Origin of the sequence: Kribbella sp. NBC_00482 (genome assembly GCF_036013725.1) — a bacterium.
GTDB lineage: Bacteria > Actinomycetota > Actinomycetes > Propionibacteriales > Kribbellaceae > Kribbella.
Window position 1 is genome coordinate 619,108 of sequence record NZ_CP107881.1, and the last position, 17,365, is coordinate 636,472.

20 protein-coding genes and 1 tRNA gene are annotated in these 17,365 nt (G+C 68.7%); 9 read left to right on the plus strand and 12 right to left on the minus strand.

Going from position 1 to position 17,365, the window contains the following annotated elements; translation table 11 throughout:
• Window positions 1-53: 53 nt before the first annotated feature.
• From OHB24_RS03065 to OHB24_RS03075, 3 genes are all read right to left on the minus strand, one after another.
• The gene (locus tag OHB24_RS03065) at window positions 54-1,109 is read right to left on the minus strand and encodes a VOC family protein (protein WP_327637389.1); all 1,056 of its coding nucleotides are present in this window, start codon (window positions 1,107-1,109) and stop codon (window positions 54-56) included.
• A 99-nt stretch (window positions 1,110-1,208) separates the two neighbouring features.
• Window positions 1,209-2,039 (minus strand): Bax inhibitor-1/YccA family protein, encoded by an 831-nt coding sequence (locus OHB24_RS03070; protein WP_327637390.1) that lies wholly within the window; start codon window positions 2,037-2,039, stop codon window positions 1,209-1,211.
• A 145-nt stretch (window positions 2,040-2,184) separates the two neighbouring features.
• A complete protein-coding gene (locus OHB24_RS03075) occupies window positions 2,185-2,934 on the minus strand; it encodes a DUF4118 domain-containing protein (RefSeq protein ID WP_327637391.1) in 750 nt (249 codons plus the stop codon).
• 225 nt (window positions 2,935-3,159) lie between these two features.
• Between OHB24_RS03075 and OHB24_RS03080 the strand changes: the two genes are divergently transcribed.
• The 4 genes from OHB24_RS03080 (at window position 3,160) to OHB24_RS03095 (ending at window position 6,875) form a co-directional block, all read left to right on the plus strand.
• Window positions 3,160-4,350, plus strand: a complete 1,191-nt coding sequence (locus OHB24_RS03080) for a GNAT family N-acetyltransferase (RefSeq protein ID WP_327637392.1) — start codon at window positions 3,160-3,162, stop codon at window positions 4,348-4,350.
• Between the two features lie 16 nt (window positions 4,351-4,366).
• Entirely contained in the window at window positions 4,367-4,741 is a 375-nt protein-coding gene (locus tag OHB24_RS03085) for a VOC family protein (RefSeq protein ID WP_327637393.1), read from the plus strand.
• Window positions 4,742-5,027: 286 nt separating this feature from the next.
• Window positions 5,028-6,335 (plus strand): NAD(P)/FAD-dependent oxidoreductase, encoded by a 1,308-nt coding sequence (locus tag OHB24_RS03090; protein WP_327637394.1) that lies wholly within the window; start codon window positions 5,028-5,030, stop codon window positions 6,333-6,335.
• A gap of 99 nt (window positions 6,336-6,434) precedes the next feature.
• On the plus strand, window positions 6,435-6,875 hold the full coding sequence (locus tag OHB24_RS03095) for a nitroreductase family deazaflavin-dependent oxidoreductase (protein ID WP_327637395.1): 441 nt from the start codon (window positions 6,435-6,437) through the stop codon (window positions 6,873-6,875).
• Here the strand turns inward: OHB24_RS03095 and OHB24_RS03100 are convergent.
• Both OHB24_RS03100 and OHB24_RS03105 read right to left on the minus strand, forming a co-directional pair.
• Window positions 6,872-7,531 carry a response regulator transcription factor gene (locus OHB24_RS03100; RefSeq protein WP_327637396.1) on the minus strand — a complete coding sequence of 220 codons (660 nt, stop codon included), beginning with the start codon at window positions 7,529-7,531 and terminating at the stop codon, window positions 6,872-6,874. The two genes, OHB24_RS03095 and OHB24_RS03100, sit on opposite strands and share 4 nt — an antisense overlap.
• 76 nt (window positions 7,532-7,607) lie before the next feature.
• Complete coding sequence (locus tag OHB24_RS03105) at window positions 7,608-8,729, minus strand: sensor histidine kinase (protein WP_327637397.1); 1,122 nt, start codon at window positions 8,727-8,729, stop codon at window positions 7,608-7,610.
• 104 nt (window positions 8,730-8,833) lie between these two features.
• On the opposite strand from OHB24_RS03105, the gene OHB24_RS03110 reads away from it, so the two are divergent.
• The 4 genes from OHB24_RS03110 to OHB24_RS03125 all read left to right on the plus strand — a co-directional run bounded on the left by OHB24_RS03110 (window position 8,834) and on the right by OHB24_RS03125 (window position 10,763).
• Window positions 8,834-9,340 (plus strand): glycine cleavage system protein R, encoded by a 507-nt coding sequence (locus tag OHB24_RS03110; RefSeq protein ID WP_327637398.1) that lies wholly within the window; start codon window positions 8,834-8,836, stop codon window positions 9,338-9,340.
• Window positions 9,337-9,879, plus strand: a complete 543-nt coding sequence (gene def, locus OHB24_RS03115; RefSeq protein WP_327637399.1) for a peptide deformylase — start codon at window positions 9,337-9,339, stop codon at window positions 9,877-9,879. Before OHB24_RS03110 ends, def begins: the two co-directional genes overlap by 4 nt.
• Before the next feature lie 26 nt (window positions 9,880-9,905).
• Window positions 9,906-9,988 (plus strand) — tRNA-Leu (locus OHB24_RS03120).
• A 208-nt stretch (window positions 9,989-10,196) separates the two neighbouring features.
• The gene (locus OHB24_RS03125; RefSeq protein WP_327637400.1) at window positions 10,197-10,763 is read left to right on the plus strand and encodes a chloramphenicol phosphotransferase CPT family protein; all 567 of its coding nucleotides are present in this window, start codon (window positions 10,197-10,199) and stop codon (window positions 10,761-10,763) included.
• 39 nt (window positions 10,764-10,802) lie between these two features.
• Here OHB24_RS03125 and OHB24_RS03130 read toward each other — a convergent pair whose 3' ends face one another.
• From OHB24_RS03130 to OHB24_RS03145, 4 genes are all read right to left on the minus strand, one after another.
• Entirely contained in the window at window positions 10,803-11,474 is a 672-nt protein-coding gene (locus OHB24_RS03130; protein WP_327637401.1) for a J domain-containing protein, read from the minus strand.
• Window positions 11,471-12,148: a hypothetical protein gene (locus OHB24_RS03135; protein WP_327637402.1), complete on the minus strand. Its 678-nt coding sequence runs from the start codon at window positions 12,146-12,148 to the stop codon at window positions 11,471-11,473. The genes OHB24_RS03130 and OHB24_RS03135 overlap by 4 nt, the downstream gene beginning before the upstream one ends.
• A 133-nt stretch (window positions 12,149-12,281) precedes the next feature.
• Window positions 12,282-13,127: a uracil-DNA glycosylase gene (locus tag OHB24_RS03140; protein WP_327637403.1), complete on the minus strand. Its 846-nt coding sequence runs from the start codon at window positions 13,125-13,127 to the stop codon at window positions 12,282-12,284.
• Between the two features lie 76 nt (window positions 13,128-13,203).
• Entirely contained in the window at window positions 13,204-14,622 is a 1,419-nt protein-coding gene (locus OHB24_RS03145; RefSeq protein ID WP_327637404.1) for an MFS transporter, read from the minus strand.
• Between the two features lie 129 nt (window positions 14,623-14,751).
• Here OHB24_RS03145 and OHB24_RS03150 point away from each other — a divergent pair, with 129 nt between their 5' ends.
• Window positions 14,752-15,327 (plus strand): TetR/AcrR family transcriptional regulator, encoded by a 576-nt coding sequence (locus OHB24_RS03150; RefSeq protein ID WP_327637405.1) that lies wholly within the window; start codon window positions 14,752-14,754, stop codon window positions 15,325-15,327.
• Between the two features lie 8 nt (window positions 15,328-15,335).
• Here the strand turns inward: OHB24_RS03150 and OHB24_RS03155 are convergent, their stop codons facing one another.
• From OHB24_RS03155 to OHB24_RS03165, 3 genes are read right to left on the minus strand one after another with little or no spacing between them, the layout of a single operon-like run.
• Window positions 15,336-16,259 carry a Ppx/GppA phosphatase family protein gene (locus tag OHB24_RS03155; protein ID WP_327637406.1) on the minus strand — a complete coding sequence of 308 codons (924 nt, stop codon included), beginning with the start codon at window positions 16,257-16,259 and terminating at the stop codon, window positions 15,336-15,338.
• The gene (locus tag OHB24_RS03160) at window positions 16,252-16,734 is read right to left on the minus strand and encodes a DUF501 domain-containing protein (protein WP_327637407.1); all 483 of its coding nucleotides are present in this window, start codon (window positions 16,732-16,734) and stop codon (window positions 16,252-16,254) included. The genes OHB24_RS03155 and OHB24_RS03160 overlap by 8 nt, the downstream gene beginning before the upstream one ends.
• A complete protein-coding gene (locus OHB24_RS03165; protein WP_327637408.1) occupies window positions 16,731-17,339 on the minus strand; it encodes an FtsB family cell division protein in 609 nt (202 codons plus the stop codon). Before OHB24_RS03165 ends, OHB24_RS03160 begins: the two co-directional genes overlap by 4 nt.
• Between the last annotated feature and the right edge of the window lie 26 nt (window positions 17,340-17,365).

Consider the following 17,365-nt stretch of genomic DNA (forward strand, 5'->3'; position numbering starts at 1 on the left):
CCGCAAAGGAGACGACTCGAAGACCTGCCCTTTCAGGTGGAGGGGCAGGTCTTCTACGTTCCGATGACCACCTCGTTGCCCTCCGGATCGGCAACCAGGTAAGGCTTCTCGGACAGAACCCGCCCACCCGCTGACAACGCTGCCGCCACCCGTTGGGCCACCGCGCCCTCCGGTACGGCGAGCTCGAAGCTGATCCGGTTGCGCTGCCGCCGAGGCTCCTCCAACTGCTGGAAGAACAGCACCGGGTTCAGGCGCCGCGGGTCGTAGATGTCCGAGAGATAGGGCCGGTTGTCCTCCGCGTAGCCCAGCAGCGCCAGCCAGAACGCCCGGACCGTCGGTACGTCGACCGCGTCGATCCCGAACTGCACGAATCGCAACGGCGTCGGGTCCGCCCGCAACCCGAGATCCTTCGCCGCGGCCTCGATCTGCGCGGCCAGCGCGACGAACTTCGGGTCGGCTCCCTCGCCGTCCTCCCACTGGTCCTTCCCGCTGTCGATCACGACACCTTCCGCCCGTACGTCGATCATCAGCGGAATGCCCGCGGCGTCGGCCAGCTCGGCTACCTTGGTCGCCAGTTGCGCCGGTGCGGAGGTCGGGTAGAACGTCATCGCGGCGAACAACGCCAGCCAGTCCGTCGTCCCCGGCAGCGGGTCCCCCGGTACCAGGTCGACCTCGTTCCCCTCGTCGTCGGGCAGCATCACGCCGTACTCCCCGGTCGGCTCCAGACCCGTCACCGCGCGTGCCTCGTCCACCGCCGCCGACGGCCGGACCACGTCGACGTGGATCCGGTTCCGTAGCGGCCGCGGCTCCGCGAGACGCCGTACCGTGAACGTCGGGTCCCTCCGCAGCAGGTCCGGGCCGAGGACGGCGTCCCAGAACGGCTGCACCGCGGCCGGATCTGCCGCCTCGATCACGACGTCGAGGGACTGAACGCCCGCCGGGTTCGCGATCAGGCCGAGCTCCTCGGCTGCGACCCGGGCGGCTTCGGCAGCGCGCACCCGGACGCCGCTCGAACGGATCTCGGCATCCGGCATCCCGTGCTGCGCGAGGCGTTCGGCGAGTGCGGCGCCGGCGGCGTGCGAGGGAGCGTCGTACCAGGTTGTGGTCATGGGAACACCGTAGAGCCGGAACCGGACGACCTGCGTCCGGAAAGGCGGAAGGGCCGGCCCACCTGGACCGGCCCTTCCGTTTGTCGTGCAGCTTCGGGATCAGTCGCCGCCGCGGAGGATGGCGAGGATCCGCAGGATGTTCCAGTACAGCCAGACCAGGGTGACGGTCAGGCCGAACGCGGCCCGCCAGGCCTCGTTCTGCGGGGCGCCCTGGCGGACACCCTGCTCGATCATGTCGAAGTCGAGGATCAGGTTGAACACCGCGAGGCCGGCGCCGAGCGCTGCGAACAGCAGACCCATCGGGCCCATCCCGCTGATACCGGTGCTGATCCCGAACAGGCTCAGGACCAGGTTGACCAGCAACACGCCGGCGAAGCCCATCGTGCCGATGATCACCATCTTGGTGAACTTCGGCGTCACCTTGATCGCGAAGTACTTGTACGTCGCCAGCGTCAGGCCCGCCGTCACCATCGTGGCCAGGATGGCCTGCACGATGATGGCCGAGTCACCGACCCAGGCGGCGATGAACTTGCTGCCGATCCCGAGGAACACGCCCTCGGCGACGGCATACAGCATCACCAGCGCCGGGTTCACCTTGCGGGAGAACGACAGCACCATGGCGAGCGCGAACCCGACCAGTGCACCGGCGAGGAACGCCGGCTTGACGAACTCGACCGGGACCCGCCACCACGCCAGGGCGGCGGCCGCCACGACCACGGCCAGGGTGATCGCGGTCTTGACGATCACGTCGTCCAACGTCATGGGGCGGCTCGAGGCCGGAGCCCCCGGGTACTGCTGCTGCGGCGGCATACCCGATCCGCCGTAGCCCAATGGGCTCTGCTGACCGTACGGAGCGGCCCCCGGATAGGCCTGGCCGTGGCCAGGCGCGAACGCACTCGACCGGTTCAGCACCGGGTTACTGCTCTGCATCTCTTCCTCCTGATGACCCACATCCGGGGTCGTATCGAGATACTACGGTCCCACCCTTAACAACATCTGAGAATCCATCAACCATTCCGCATCGAAAAAGCGCGAATATCCATCGCTCCCCGATGTATTTGCCTGCAATACAAGGTCAGACGTGCGGGCGGACGGATTCCTGGGTGGTGAGCGCGGCGCCTACCTGGTCGGCGAGGGCGACGGCTACCAGGCGTTGCTCCAGGTCGGGGCGGGCGATCCTGCTGGCGGCGGTGAGGAGGAACCGGCCGCGGGCTTCGCCGGCGTGCTGGACGATGAGTTCGATCTCGGCGTTCGTCGGCAGGCCGTCGCGTTCGACCTTCAGGACATGCGATCCGCGCGTCACGGAGCCGTCCGGGTTCAGCCGCGGCGCCTGGGTCTGTTTGCTGCCGGCAACGAACTTGGCACCGTCGATCCCCAGTACGGCGGTCAGCTCGGCGCGCACCTGCTCGATCAGGTCGTCGGTCGACCCGCCGGCCGCGACCGCCTGCGAGGTGGTGATCACCCCGTCCAGGTACCCGGCGCGCCGCGACGCCTTGGCTTGTTGCTCTCGGCCCCAGATCGCGATCTGGGTGACCGCGATCCCGATCACCAGCAGCAGCACGGCCTGTTCGACGTCGTTGCTGCTGTTGATGGTGAAGCTGTCGTACGGCATGGTCAGGAAGAAGTCGAACCACACCGCGCTCGACACCGCCGCGACCACCCCGGCGAGCCGGATCCCGAACACGGCCACCGCCACGATCACGACGACCAGCAGCAACGCCGCGTTCGCGTTGTCGAAGTGCTCCCGGAACGGCGTCAGCAGCGCACAGACCGCCGGGGGCGCGAGCAGCGAGGCCGTCAGGACCGGGGTTCGATAGTTCTCCACCTCTCTATTGACGCGCACCACCCCCACCGGATCAACAGTTCTCACAAAGGTCTGACATCCGTACCGTGGTCGCATGCCCGAGATCGCCCGCATCCGGCCCGCCGAGGACACCGACGAACGCGGCACGCTGACCGGCCTGCTCGACTTCCTCCGCGAGTCCACCGACGGCCTGGTCGGCGAATAATCCCTCGCCCCTCGGAGAGTCGCCTGCGTAAGTTGCTTCGCATGCACCGACTCCGACTCGCTACGGACGCGGACATCACGTTCCTGGCCGACGTGACGCTGGCCGCCACCGACGCGCAGGGCCGCCTGCCTGCCGACTTCGACGAGCCTGCCTGGCGGGCCCGCTTCGCCGAGTGGAGTCGCGAGTCGATCGAGGATCCCGCCACCGAGCTGTACGTTGTCGAGGTCGACGGCCTGCGCGCCGGTCGCCTGCGGGTCAGTCGTACGCCGGAATTCGTCGAAGTGAACGGCATCCAGTTCCACCCCGACGTTCAGAACCGCGGCGTCGGTACGGCGATCCTCACCGCGTTGCAGTCCGAGGCCGCGGGGTACGGCGTACCGCTGAAGCTGAACGTCGAGCGGGACAATCCGGACGCGCGCCGGCTCTACGACCGGCTCGGGTTCACCAAGACGGGCGAGGAAGGGGCCGAGGACGTCATGGAGTGGTCGAAGGCTGCGGAGCAGAACCGGTTGTGGAACGCGGATGTCGCGGAGCGGTACGACACGCCCGGCGACGGGATGTTCTCGGCGGACGTGCTCCGGCCGACGGTGGAGCGGCTGGCTGGACTTGCCGAGGGTGGGCGTGCGCTCGAGTTCGCGATCGGCACCGGGCGGGTCGCCGTACCGCTGTCGGAGTACGGCGTACCGGTGAGCGGGATCGAGTTGTCGGACGCGATGCTCGAGCAGCTGCGGACGAAGGTCGACGCGGACACGATCCCGGTCGTCACCGGCGACATGGCGACGGCCCGCGTGCCGGGCGAGTTCACGCTGGTTTACCTGGTCTACAACACGATCGCGAACCTCCTCACCCAGGAGGAGCAGGTCGAGTGCTTCCGGAACGCCGCCCGCCACCTCTCCCCCGGCGGCCGTTTCGTGATCGAACTCTGGGTCCCCGAACTGCGCCGCCTGCCACCCGGCACCCCCGCCACCGTCGGCATCGCCGATCCCGGCTACGTCCTGCTGGACACGTACGACGTACTGACACAGCACGTCGTCTCCCACCACTTCCACTTCGGCGAAGGCGCCGAGGCACGCCTGGACCGCACCCCGCACCGCTACATCTGGCCCGCCGAACTGGACCTGATGGCCCAACTGGCCGGCTTCACCCTCGAATCCCGCCACGCCGACTGGACCACCACCGAATTCACCGCCAACTCCCCCTCCCACATCTCGGTCTACCGCCTGACCTCCTGAGCGCGACACTGTCCTCATGGCCGATGACTCGCTGTTCACCCGCCTCGCCCCGGTCCTGAACGTCTCCGACCTCGCCGCGGAACGCGCGTTCTACGAGAAGCTCGGCCTTCCGGTGATCTACGAAGGTCCGGAGTACCCCGATTTCATCGCCTTCGGCACCGACACCGTGCACTTCGGCATCCAGCAGGCCTCCGCGCCGAACGACCCACCGAGCGTCCTCACCTGGCAGATCGCAGTCTCCGACGTGGACGCGGCCGCGGACCGCTGCCGGGAGGCCGGGCTCGACTTCGAACTGGAGCAGAACGATCCCGCTCCCGGCTGGACCTACCGCCGTCTGCTCCTGCGCACCCCGAGCGGCTACCGCCTCGCGCTGGAGGGCGAGTCCGAGTAGCCGGCTTGCGGTTCCGTGACGGCTGCTCTGGGCACTGGCTCCGGGGGTGGAACCAGCCCACGATGAGGGGATCGCATCGATCATCTGTACTTCCAGGCAGGCAGAACCCGGCCTGAGCAGCTCAGGCCGGGCGTTTGCATGGGGTTCTGCCTGCGTGGAAGGTCCCTCGGGTGGGGGATGTTCGGTGGGTGAGATCACTCTCGGGAGGGTTTGTGAAATCTTTCACGAGCGTTTAGCGTTGAAGCGAACATGAAGTCTGAGAACCCACTCAGGGAGAGTGAATCGCATGACAGCCCAGGTGCCGCACATCCTCGTCGTCGGAGGCGGTTACGTCGGGATGTACACCGCGTACGGCCTGCGCCGCGCCGCTCGTAAGGGCCGGATCCGGGTGACCGTGGTCGACCCGCGCTCGGTGATGACCTACCAGCCGTTCCTGCCGGAAGCCGCGGCCGGTTCGGTGGAACCGCGACACGTCGTGGTGCCGCTGCGCAAGACCCTCAAGGGCTGCCGGGTGGTGACCGGCCGCGTGACGGGGATCGATCACGCGCACAAGGTCGCCAAGGTGATGCCCGAGGAGGGCCCGGAGTACGAGCTCGCCTACGACCAGGTCGTGGTCGCGCTCGGCTCGATCGCCCGCACGCTGCCCATCCCCGGCCTGGCCGAGGAAGCGACCGGGTTCAAGAACGTCGAAGAGGCCATCGCACTGCGCAACAAGGTCCTGGACCGGCTCGACGTCGCGTCGTCGCAGCCCGACCCGGTGCTGCGCAAATCCGCGCTCACGTTCGTCTTCATCGGCGGCGGGTACGCCGGTGTGGAGGCGTTCGCCGAGCTCGAGGACATGGCCCGCTACGCCACCCGCTACTACGACAACATCAAGCCCGAGGACATGCGCTGGGTCCTGGTCGAGGCCACCAACCGGATCCTCCCGGAGGTCGGCCCGGATCTCGGCAAGTACACCGTGGACCAGCTCCGTAAGCGGAACATGGAGATCCGGCTGGAGACCCGGCTGGAGTCCTGCGAGAAGGGCCACGTGATCCTCAGTGACGGCGACGAGTTCGACGCCGACACGATCGTCTGGACGGCCGGTGTGAAGGCGAACCCGGCACTCGCCGCGACCGAATTCCCGCTGGACGAGAAGGGCCGGGTCAAGACGCTGCCGAACCTGCGAATCGAGGGTGTCGACGACGCCTGGACCGCCGGCGACAACGCCGCCGTACCGGACCTGACCAGCGAGACCGGTGCGTACTGCGCCCCGAACGCGCAGCACGCCGTACGGCAGGCCAACCGGCTCGCCGCGAACATCCTGCGAGTCGTCGACGGGCAGCCGCCGCAGGACTACAAGCACAAGTACGTCGGCTCGGTCGCGAGCCTCGGCCTGCACAAGGGCGTCGCCCAGCTGTACGGCGTGAAGGTGAAGGGCTGGCTGGCCTGGTTCCTGCACCGGACCTACCACGTGTCCCGCGTGCCTACCCTGAACCGGAAGGCCCGCGTCATCCTGGACTGGACCCTGGCGCTGTTCTTCCGGCGCGAGGTCACCAGCCTCGGCAGCCTGCAGACCCCGAACGAGGAGTTCCGCCGGGCGACCCAGTCGTAGCCCGTCACTTGATCGGCCGGGCCTCCAACTCGCCGGGGGCCCGGCCTTCTTTTCGCAGTCCCCCTCTGCGACGCTGTGCACGAGTGTCTGGAGGGGGACATGCGTAAAGCGATGCTGCCGCCGCGCTGGTTCGTTCGCGCGGCCTGGAAAGTCCACAGGGGGATCTACAACACCAGCGGTAGAGGCCTGTCACGACCGCGGGACAAGCGGTTCGGAATGCTGCGGCTCACGGTGATCGGCCGGCGGAGCGGGGAGCCGCGGAGCGTGATTCTCGGCTACGTCGAGGACGGGCCGAACCTGGTCACCCTCGCGATGAACGGATGGGGCGGCCCGGAGCCCGCCTGGTGGCTGAACCTGCTGGCTCACCCGGACGCCGACGCGGTGCTCAAGGACGGGCCACAACCGGTCCGCGGTCGCGCTGCGGAGGGCGAGGAGCGTGAGCGACTCTGGGCCCGCTGGCAGGAGATCGACAAGAACCTCGACGAGTACGCCGACCGCCGCCCCCGAACGACCGCCGTGGTGGTGCTCGAACCGCGCTAGTCGTGCAGCAGGTCGGCGTCGTGGACGAGGAGGGCGATCTGGACGCGGTTGTTCAGGTCGAGCTTCGTGAGGATGCGGGAGACGTGCGTCTTCACCGTGGGGACGCTGAGGTAGAGCGTCGCGCTGATCTCGGCGTTCGACTTCCCCTCGCCGACCGCGACGGCGATCTCGCGTTCGCGGTCGTTCAGGTCCGCGAGGCGGGCGACCGCCTTGTTCTTGCGGTTGTCCTGGCCGGAGTCGGCGACGCGGGTGATGAGGCGCTTGGTGACGGCCGGTGAGAGGACGGGATGCCCGGCCGCGATCCGGCGTACCGACTCGACGATCTCGGCGGGCGGGGTGTCCTTCAGGATGAACCCGGCGGCGCCGGCGCGGAGGGCGCGCAGGACGTGCTCGTCGGCGTCGAAGGTGGTGAGGATGACGACCTCAGGGGCGCCCGAGCGACGTCGTACCGCTTCGGTCGCGGTCAGGCCGTCGGTGCCGGGCATCCGGATGTCCATCAGGATCACGTCCGGCGCGAGCCGATCGATCAGACTCTGTACGCCGGACCCGTCACCGGCCTCCCCGACCACGCGGATGTCCTCGGCGCCGCCCAGCATCAACTTCAGCCCGGCCCGCAACAACGGATCGTCGTCCACGATCAGCACCCGAATACTCATCCACGTCCTCGCTTCGCTCCGGGCGCGGATGAGGCACAAAATGGGCAGCGCTTGATGGTGACCTCGCTTCGCTCGCTCATGCGGGCCACGGTAGCCAGGCGTACAGGCGGAAGTCGCCTTCGGGGGTGCGGCCGTGTTCGACGCGGCCTTCGACCAGGGCGGCGCGTTCGCTGAGGCCCTTCAGACCTTGGCCGTCTCCGCGCCGGCGGTTCGGGGCCGGGTTGCGCAGCTCGACGGACAGTCCGTTGCCTGGGGCACCGGTCACGCTGATCGTCACCGGCTCGCCCGGCGCATGCTTGACCGCGTTCGTCAGCCCTTCCTGCACGATCCGGTACGCCGTACGCCCGACGTGCTCCGGCATCGCGCCCGGCGCATCGAGTGTCAGCTCGACCGGAATGCCCGCCGCCCGCGAACCCTCCACGAGCGCGGGCAGGTCAGCGAACGCAGGCTGCGGCAGCTCGCCGACCGGTGCCCGCAGTACGCCGATCACCTCGCGGAGATCCTGCAGCGCCTGGTGCGCGCTCGCCCGGATGATCTCCGCGGCGCCGGCGACCTCGGCGGTGGACGCGTCCGGCCGGTACGCCAGCGCGCCGGCATGCACGCTCAGCAACGACAACCGATGCCCGAGTACGTCGTGCATCTCGCGGGCGATCTCCTCGCGCGCCCGGAGCTGCGCCTGCTCGGCCTGCAGCGTCGCCACGGTCTCGGCTCGATCCGCCCGGTCCCGCAACGTCTGCAGGAGCTGCCGCCGGGACCGGATGTAGAACCCCCAGCCGGCCATGGCCAGGTAGAGCGTCATGCCGATGATGAGCTGCGTCTTCCAGTCCTCCTTGTGCCGCACCTGGAGGTAGGTGAGCGTGGCGGCGAAGTTCACCGCGAAGACCCAGATCGAGGTCCGCCATGGCTTGTGGACGGCGACGGTCATGATCAGCACGAGCGTCGGCCCGGCAGCAGCGTCGGAGTACACCGAGACCGCTGCCGCCAGAAGCGCCAACGGGACGGGCCAGCGGCGCCGGAACCACAGGGTCAGGCAGAGCACCATCCCCGACCAGAAGTCGACGGCGAGCAGCGTCTGCGGCACCGGGTCGGACTCACCCTCGCTGTAGGCGAGAAGCCCGAGCAGAACCGCGAGTACGAACGACACGCTGTCCACGACCCAGTTCACGGCCGTGCGACGCGGACGCTTGCGCTCACTCATGACATGAATGTAGCGGTGGGTAAGCGATCTCCGGGGTGGGTGCGGGTGTCCGGATACCGAAGTCGGTGCGATCAGGTACTTAGGTCGGCGGTAGGTTGCCGGGCATGAGTCAGCTCGCAGTCACCGTCATCGGCCCGGACCGCCCGGGGATCATCGCCGACGTCACCGAGGCCCTGGTCGGTACCGGGGTCAACCTCGAGGACTCGACCATGACGCTGCTGCGCGGCCACTTCGCGATGATGATCGTCTGCGCCGGGCCGTTCGACGAGGTCAAGTCGGCGCTCGAGCCGCTGCGGGGCGAGCTGGTCATCACGGTCCGCAAGATGGGCCCCGAGCACGAGCACGCGCCGATCGGTGCGCCGTACATGCTGAGCGTCCACGGCGCGGACCGGCCGGGGATCGTGGCGGCGGTGACGCGGATGATCGCGGCCGCCGGAGGCACGATCACGGACCTCGCGACCCGGCTGAGCGGCGGGCTGTACGTGCTGACCGCGGAGGTCGAGCTGCCGCCGGCGGCCGAGCTGGAGATGCTGGACCGGGCGCTCGAGATCACGGCCGAGGAGCTCGGGGTGGGCGTCACGCTGCGCCCGGCCGAGAGCGACGAACTGTGATCACAGACTGGTCCCCTGCCCGTCTGGATGTCCAGGGTGTTGTTCTCGAGGTCGTCCGCGCGCCGCACCCGGTGCTCGCGACCGAGAGCGCCGAAGTGGACCCGCTCGACCCGGAGATGATCCAGCTCGCCGCGGACCTCGTGGCGACCATGCGGGTCTCCCCCGGGTGCGTCGGCCTCGCGGCGCCGCAGGTCGGTGTCGCGGCGCAGATGTTCTCGCTCGACGTGACCAATCACCCGAAAACGCGTACCAGCCACGGCGTCTTCGTACTGTGCAACGCAGTCGTCGTCGACGCCTCGCGCAACGAGAAGGCTCGCGAAGGCTGCATGTCGGTGCCGGACTTCACCGGCGACGTCAAACGCGCGACCCGGCTGACGGTCACCGGCGTCCTCCCCGGTACGAAGGACGAGGTCACGATCACCACCGACGCCTTCGAGGCCCGCGCCCTCCAGCACGAGATCGACCACTGCAACGGAAAGCTCTTCCTGGACCGGGTAGCCGGCGCCCACGCCGTATACCCCCGAAAGACCTACCAGTAACGAGTACTCTCATCCCCGAGCCTCCAGCCCGGGTGGCGGAACGGCAGACGCAGCGAGCTTAAACCTCGCGGCCCTAACAGGCATACGGGTTCGAATCCCGTCCCGGGCACACCTAGTCGAACCCACGCGCCGTATCTTCCAGCTGCCGCCTACCGCCGGCGAGCTGCGGGCTAACGCCCGCGACCGACCGCCTCGTAGTACGCCTACTCGTGTTTAGTGAGCGGACCCGCACCGCACCTAGGACACGAACGCGAACAACCCGCCGCCCGGCCCATCCGCGCTGTGGGCGTCATAATCGTGCGGTGACGCGAGCCTCTATGCCTTCGGTCATCTTTCTCAACGGCGCGTCTTCTTCGGGTAAGACGACGCTGGGGAGGGCGCTGCAGGACTGTTTGGATGAGCCGTATTTGTTGATGGGGTTGGACACGTGTTTTGCGATGGTTCCTGCTCAGTGGGCTGGTGGTGGAATGGGAGCTCATCGGGAGCAGGGGTTCCAGTACGTCGACCTGCCGGACGAGGACGGCAAGCCGGTTTCTGGGATCTCGTACGGGCCGGTCGGGTTGCGCATGTTGCAGGGGTTTCATCGGGCTGTGCGCGAGTTCGTTCAGGCGGGGAACCCTGTCATCGTCGACGAGATGATGCTGGGGCCCGAGGTGCGGGATCACTGGTTCGCGACTCTCGCGGGGCTCGACGTCGTCTCGGTGGGGGTTCGCTGCGATCTCGATGAACTCGAGCGTCGAGAGGGTGCGCGAAGGGGACGGGCGGGGCTCGCTCGGTGGTCTGAGGAGCGCGTGCACGAGGGGATGGCCTACGACCTCTGGGTGGACACGACCGGCCAGGCCGCGGACGCCTGCGCACATCAAGTCGTTGCAGCCGCACGCTAAGTCCAGCGAGCCGCTCTGTTGTGAGATCTCGGGCGGTGGTTAGGTGCCGCGTACTAGGGCGCCGACGATTGAGAAGCCGACGAGGCCTACGTTGATCAGGATGGCTAGCCAGGCGAGGGGTCGGCCGGGGCGGTTGTTGCGGAGGACTGAGATTGCTAGGTAGATGGAGATCGGCGAGCAGATGAAGGCGGTGAGGAATGCGCCGACTGCTTGTCCGCTCACGCCGCGGCGTTGGGGGCGGTACGTCGGAGTCGTGTAGGAGTCGCGGTACGGCGGGGCGACGTACGAATCGCGGTAGGGCGGGTCGGCGTACGGCGACTCGGTGTACGGGTCCTGATATGGCTGCTCGTACCTGTCCTGGCGTGGTGGGGTCGAGGTGGGGGCGGGGCCGGAGGACCAGGCGAAGGGGTCCGCTGTCGGCTCGTCGGGTTCGGGGTCGGCTTGGGGCGTGGGACGGACGAAGTCTTGTGGGCGTTCCTTGCGCTGTAGCAGGAGGGTGTAGTCGGCGCGGCGGGTTGGGTCGGTGAGGATCTCGTAGGCGCGGTTCAGCTTGACCTGCTGGGTGGAGTCGCCGCCGACGTCGGTGTGGTGGCTTCGCGACAGGCGGCGGTAGCTGCGCTTGATCTCCTCGGCATCGGCGGACCGGCCGACCCCGAGCAGCTTCCAGGGGTCGGCTCCGTTGAGGTCCCGGAAGTCCCGGCTCGAACTCATCGAGCGACGTCCGCCTGGTAGCAGGTCAGTCGCCAGGAAGCGTGCTGCGGGTCCATGCCGTTGGGCAGGGTGCGGTGGCCGGTTGCGAACGTGACGGTCTTGTCGCCCGCGAGGTAGCACCACAGGTCGAGCTCTTCGTCGTTCCCGTAGTAGTACGACCGGTAGTGCGTGATGGCCTGCGTCCCGAGGAACGGTGTCTGCAGGCGTTGCTGCGCTTCCAGCGGCAGGTTGCCGAGGACGCCGCGCATGTCCTGCGTGAGGTTCAGTTGCGGAGGCACCGACAGTTGGGACTGCTCGTCCTTGCCACGCGACACCAGCGAGCGCAGACCGCCGCGCGGCTTCGTGGCCTGTTGCTGTACGACGGCGTGCTTGATGCTCGACGGTACGAACTGATCGATCCGCACGCTCTGCGTCTTCTGACCCTGTTTGTTGACCCGTGGCGTCGTCACCGCGAGCCCGTTCGGCCCGAGGACGACGGCGTACGGCCGGTCGCGTTCACGCTCGTGCAGGTCGGCCCACCACTCGATCGGCGGTCCTACCTTGCGCTCGAGGTACGCCTTGACGTCGTCGTGGAGCTCGCTCCACCAGTGGAACCGGTCCGGGCTGGGGACGAACCCCAGCGGCGCGGCCTCGTGCGCGGCAGGCATCGACGGCGCGGCCGGTGCGCGCTCCACGCCACCACTTGCGGGCCGCTGCGCGGCCGGACGTCCCCGAGATTGCTCGGGCAGGTTGTCACGAGTCATGTGGGCAGCGGCGTGGAGCGGCGGCATACATAGTCCGAAGCCTCCATCACCTCGCCCACCCTGGTCAACTCTGGTTTTCCGGAGTTGTGGACAAGGTCTTCGCGCGGGTGAGTACGGCGTCGGTCATCTGCTCGGTGAGCTTGCCGGTGAACGTGTTCTGCTGGCTGGGGTGGAAGCAGCCGAGGACGGTGACCTCGCCGTACGGGGTCGGGATCCGGTGCTCGACCGCGTGGCCGAACTTCGGGCGCGGTCGCGGTACGTCGGCTCCGAGCGCGATCAGCGCTACGAGCAGAGCGTCGTACGCGAACTTGCCGAGGCAGACGATCGACCTCGTGCTGGGCAGGACGAGCTCGAGCTCGCTGCGGTACCAGGGGGCGCAGGTGTCGCGTTCCTCCGGGGTGGGCTTGTTCGCGGGCGGGGCGCAGCGGACGGCGGCGATCATCCGGGTGTCGATCAGGTGCAGGCCGTCGCCGGCGTGCTCGCTGGTGGGCTGGTTGGCGAGGCCGACGCGGTGCAGGCTCGCGAACAGCCAGTCGCCGGAGCGGTCGCCGGTGAACACGCGCCCGGTGCGGTTCCCGCCGTTCGCCGCCGGCGCCAGCCCGACGATCAGGATCCGTGGCTCGGCGACGCCCCAGCCCGGGATCGGCCGTCCCCAGTACGGCTGGTCCGCGAAGGACTTTCGCTTGCCGACAGCAACGTCTTCCCTCCATTCGACGAGCCGCGAACAGGCCCTGCACATCGAGACGCGTGCTTCCAGCTCCGCCAGGTCATCAGTCGCCGCAAGACGCACCACCTCGGCCGCATCCCGAGCCACCGGAGTACGCCGTACCGCCGGGTCCTCCGGCCACCCGATCCCCGGCGGCACAGGACTCTCGAACAACTCGCCGGTCAACGGATGCGGAAGCTTCACCCACCCAGCCTAAACGGCGAGGTCGGGGAGGATTTCATGCCCGATTCGGCACACGATCCTCCCCAACCTCAGGAGGTCAGGCGGCGAGCTGCTCGACGGGTTGCGGGGTCGTGGCGGTACGGCGGGCGTTCGGGATGGCCAGGGCTAGTACGACGGCTGCGGCGGCGAATGCCGATAGCAGGAGGAACGTGTCGGTGAAGCCCGCCTCCGCGGGGAGCCCTGAGGGCTGGATGTGGCCCGTGATGATCGAGCTCGCGAGGGCGGTGCCGATGGAGCCGCCGATGGTGCGGATGTTGGCGTTCATGCCGGTGGCCGCGCCGGTTTGCTCGCGCGGGACGTTCTGCACGATCAGGCTGGTCATGGCCGCGTAGGCGAGGCCGAGCCCGACACCGAACGCAGCCGTCGAGAGCGCCACCTGCCACTGCGCGTCGTGGAACTCGGCGAACATCAGCGCCGCGACCAGGCTCAACGCCGACCCGGAAACCACCTGCGCCTTGGCGCCGAACCGGGGCGTGAGCGGGCCGCTCAACGACCCGACGACCGCCATCGTCACCAGCATCGGCAGCATCAGCAGCCCGGCCTTCGTGACGCTCGCACCGAACCCGAAACCGGCAGCCGTCGGGATCTGCAGGAACTGCGGCACGAACGCGTACACAGCGAACATCGCCGCCCCGAACAGCAGCGCCACGAGGTTCGTCGTCCACACCGCTGGGCGGCGCATCATCCGCATGTCGATCAGCGGGTTCCGCGAGCGCAGTTCGACCGTGATCCAGCCGGCGAACAGTACGACGGCCAGCGCGAAGAGCCCCACCGTCCGCAACGAGCCCCAGCCCCACGACCGGCCCGTGCTCAGCGGCAGCAGCAGCGCGATCAGCCAGCCGGACAGGAACGCGGCGGCCAGCCAGTCGATCCGGCCGGGAACACGGTTCGGGGACTCCGGGACGTAGCGCCGTACCATCAGCGTCGAGACCGCGACGACCGCCATCGGGATCCAGAACAGCCAGCGCCAGCCGAGCCATTCCACGATCGGGCCGGCCAGGACGATCCCCAGCCCGCCGCCGGCCGCGATGATGGCCGACACCACGCCGACCACGGACGGCACGCGTTCGGCCGGGAACTCGTCCCGGATGATGCCGAACGCCAACGGGAACACGGCTCCGCCGACACCTTGGAAGATGCGGGCGGCGATCAGTACGCCGACGTTCGGCGCGAGCGCGGCGATCAGGCAGCCGACGGCCAGGGCGGCCAGCGCGATGAACAGCGTGCGCTCCTTGCCGACCATGTCGCCGATCCGCCCGAGCAAGGGGGTCGCGACGGATACCGAGAGCAGGAGTGCGGTGAACACCCAGGTGACCGTGCCGGGGGTGGTGTGCAGGTCGTGCTGGATGGAGGGCAGCGCCGGGGTGACCAGTGACTGCAACATAGAGAAAGAGGCGACGACCGTGGCGAGGACCGCCAGGGTCACGCGAGGGTTTCCAGACCTGATGACAGGCATGCAGAAGTCCTTCGAAAGGAGTGTGAACGCGCCAGAACCTGGGCGCGGGATTCTCGGCCTGGTAAAGTCGAGGTATGCCTCCACTATAGCGGAGGGTCTCCTCCGCTATCAACTGGCTAAGGTGAGCGAATGGTGACCGGTGAGAGCAGGCCCGCGTTGCGGGTCGACGTACGGCGACCGCAGCGGGCGGACGCGCGGCGGAACTTCGACGCCCTGCTCGGCGCCGCCCGGGATGCGTTCGCGAGCAAAGGCGTCGAGGCGTCGCTGGAGGACATCGCGCGCCAGGCCGGCGTCGGGATCGGCACGCTGTACCGGAACTTCCCGCACCGCCAGGACCTGCTGAACGCGGTCTACTTCGGCGAGATCGAGGAGCTGTGCATCGCGGCGGAAGAGGCAGCCGATCTGCCGCCGTGGGAGGCACTGACCACGTGGCTGCACCGCTTCGTCGGGTACGCCGCGACGAAGCGCGCGATCTTCGAGTCGCTGAACCGGGAGGCCGACAGCTTCAAGGCGGCCCGTGAGGCGATGTACGCCGCCGGTACGCCGCTGTTCGAACGCGCCCAGGCCGCGGGTGAAGCGCGTAAGGACGTCTCCTTCGACGACCTCCTCCGCATGGTCAGCGGCCTCACCGCCGCCGGCTTCGTAGACCAGGCCCAACGCGACCGCGTCCTCACGATCGCCCTCGACGGCGTCCGGGCGCACTAGACAGGGCCTTAACCGAGGGCGAGCGCCACCCCGTCGAGGATGTCGTGTTCGGAGACGGTTAGTTCGGTGACGGACAGGCGGTCGTAGAGGCGCTGGAGGATGAGGGCGCCGGCGCCGATCACGTCTACACGGCCGGGGTGGATCGACGGTACGGCGGAGCGTTCTGCGCGGGTGGTGGTTGTCAGCCAGGTCGTCGCGGAGCGCAGTTGGTCGGTGGTGAGCCGGGCGTGGTGGACGGCGGCGCGGTCGTACTCGGACAGGTTCAGCGCGACCGCGGCCACGGTGGTGCAGGTACCGGCGACGCCGATGAACGCGCGGGCAGCTTCAAGCGGGACCGTGGTGGCGTCCAGCAGGGCGTCGATGTCCTTGCCGATCGCCTGTAGTTCTGTCGCGGACGTGGGGTCGGTGGTGACGTGGCGTTCGGTGAGGCGGACGGAGCCGATGTCGAGGGATTCGGCCGCAATCACACCGGTGGCGTCGCCGAGGACCAGTTCGGTGGAGCCGCCGCCGATGTCGGCCACGAGGTACGGCGCTGGGAGGTCGAGTGACGTGGTGGCGCCGCGGAAGCTGAGCTCGGCTTCTTCCGCACCGGAGATGATTTCCGGTTGTACGCCGAGACGCTCCTCGACGCCGGCGAAAAACGCGTCACGGTTGCTGACGTCGCGGGCGGCCGAGGTGGCGACGAAGCGGAGTCTGGTGACGTCGCTCGACTGAATAACGGAGGCGAAGTCCTCACAGGCGGTGAAGACGCGGGCGAGTGCTTCGGGGGCGAAGGCGCCGGTGGCATCCACGCCCTGGCCGAGGCGGACGATGGTCATCCGGCGGTCGAACTCGACGAGCTGACCGTCCACCAGATCGGCGATCAGCAGACGGATCGAGTTGGTCCCACAGTCGACCGCGGCAACCCGAACCGCACCCTGGCCCTCAGACACACGGGCCTCGGCGACCCCAGTCCTCCAGGGATTCCAGAGCCTCGTCGCCCAACGGGTTCACACCAGGGCCGGCCGCCAGTGAATGGCCTACCAGGACGTGAAGGCATTTGACCCGGGTCGGCATTCCGCCGGCGGTGATCCCGGCGATTTCCTCGACGTGCTCGATGGACTCGCGGTGCTCGAGGTACGACTCGTGCGCGGCGCGATACCGGGCCGCCAGGTCCTCGTCATCCGCCAGGCGGTCCGTCATCTCTTTCATCACGCCCGAGGCCTCGAGCGTGCCGATCGCGGACGCGAGCCGCGGGCACGTCACGTAGTACGTCGTGGGAAACGGCGTACCGTCCGGAAGTCGCGGCTCGGTCTCGACCACGTCGGGGAGGCCACAGCTGCACCGGTGCGCGATCGACCGAATGCCGCGGGCAGTCCGGCCGAGTTGTTTGCTGACTGCTTCTTGGTCGGAAGGGCTGACGCTCACCTGGTCACCTTAGGCGGCGGCGTGAGGATCGTCTTCGGCGCGGGCTTGGCGGGGGTCGGCGTCGTGGCCGGCGCCGGCGGCGTGCCCGCACCCTCGACGCTCCCCCACAGCTTCGTGTACCAGGTCGGCTTCTGCGTGTCCGCCGTACCGTCCGTCGGCGCCGACGGCTCCGGCGGGGCGCCGAGCGGCTTCCCGTCCGCGCCGATCACGCGGTACCCGACCTCACCGGGCATCACCCAGCCGAGCCGCTGCCGCGCCTGCGCCTTCACGTACGCGTCGTCGTCCCAGCGGGTGATCTCGTCGTTCAGCTCCGCGACCCGCTTCTCCCGGTCCCGGATCTCCTGCTGCAGCGCGCTCACCTGCTGGTGCTGGTCGAACCAGACCCGCAGGCTCTGCGCGTACGACACGATCAGCGCGCCCAGCACCAGCAGCACGACGGCCGCCCGCCCGGTCAGGTTGCGGGACCCGCGGGTCCGCGCCGGGTCCGCCTGGGTTCCGGTCGTACGCCGTTTCGGCTGGTCGCCCCGCCGGGCCGGTGGACGCGACTGGGTCCGGCTCGACGGACGCGAGCCGGGGCGTGCACCGGAATCCCGACGGGACGGCATGCATTGACCTCCTGGATCAGGCCGGC

Coding starts and splice junctions, on each gene's coding strand:
- OHB24_RS03145 (WP_327637404.1), bottom strand. CDS start 14,622: ATGCCTGTCATCAGGTCTGGAAACCCTCGCGTGACCCTGGCGGTCCTC.
- OHB24_RS03085 (WP_327637393.1), top strand. CDS start 4,367: ATGGCCGATGACTCGCTGTTCACCCGCCTCGCCCCGGTCCTGAACGTC.
- OHB24_RS03100 (WP_327637396.1), bottom strand. CDS start 7,531: ATGAGTATTCGGGTGCTGATCGTGGACGACGATCCGTTGTTGCGGGCC.
- OHB24_RS03165 (WP_327637408.1), bottom strand. CDS start 17,339: ATGCCGTCCCGTCGGGATTCCGGTGCACGCCCCGGCTCGCGTCCGTCG.
- OHB24_RS03090 (WP_327637394.1), top strand. CDS start 5,028: ATGACAGCCCAGGTGCCGCACATCCTCGTCGTCGGAGGCGGTTACGTC.
- OHB24_RS03150 (WP_327637405.1), top strand. CDS start 14,752: ATGGTGACCGGTGAGAGCAGGCCCGCGTTGCGGGTCGACGTACGGCGA.
- OHB24_RS03130 (WP_327637401.1), bottom strand. CDS start 11,474: ATGAGTTCGAGCCGGGACTTCCGGGACCTCAACGGAGCCGACCCCTGG.
- OHB24_RS03080 (WP_327637392.1), top strand. CDS start 3,160: ATGCACCGACTCCGACTCGCTACGGACGCGGACATCACGTTCCTGGCC.
- OHB24_RS03065 (WP_327637389.1), bottom strand. CDS start 1,109: ATGACCACAACCTGGTACGACGCTCCCTCGCACGCCGCCGGCGCCGCA.
- OHB24_RS03095 (WP_327637395.1), top strand. CDS start 6,435: ATGCGTAAAGCGATGCTGCCGCCGCGCTGGTTCGTTCGCGCGGCCTGG.
- OHB24_RS03070 (WP_327637390.1), bottom strand. CDS start 2,039: ATGCAGAGCAGTAACCCGGTGCTGAACCGGTCGAGTGCGTTCGCGCCT.
- OHB24_RS03110 (WP_327637398.1), top strand. CDS start 8,834: ATGAGTCAGCTCGCAGTCACCGTCATCGGCCCGGACCGCCCGGGGATC.
- OHB24_RS03125 (WP_327637400.1), top strand. CDS start 10,197: ATGCCTTCGGTCATCTTTCTCAACGGCGCGTCTTCTTCGGGTAAGACG.
- OHB24_RS03105 (WP_327637397.1), bottom strand. CDS start 8,729: ATGAGTGAGCGCAAGCGTCCGCGTCGCACGGCCGTGAACTGGGTCGTG.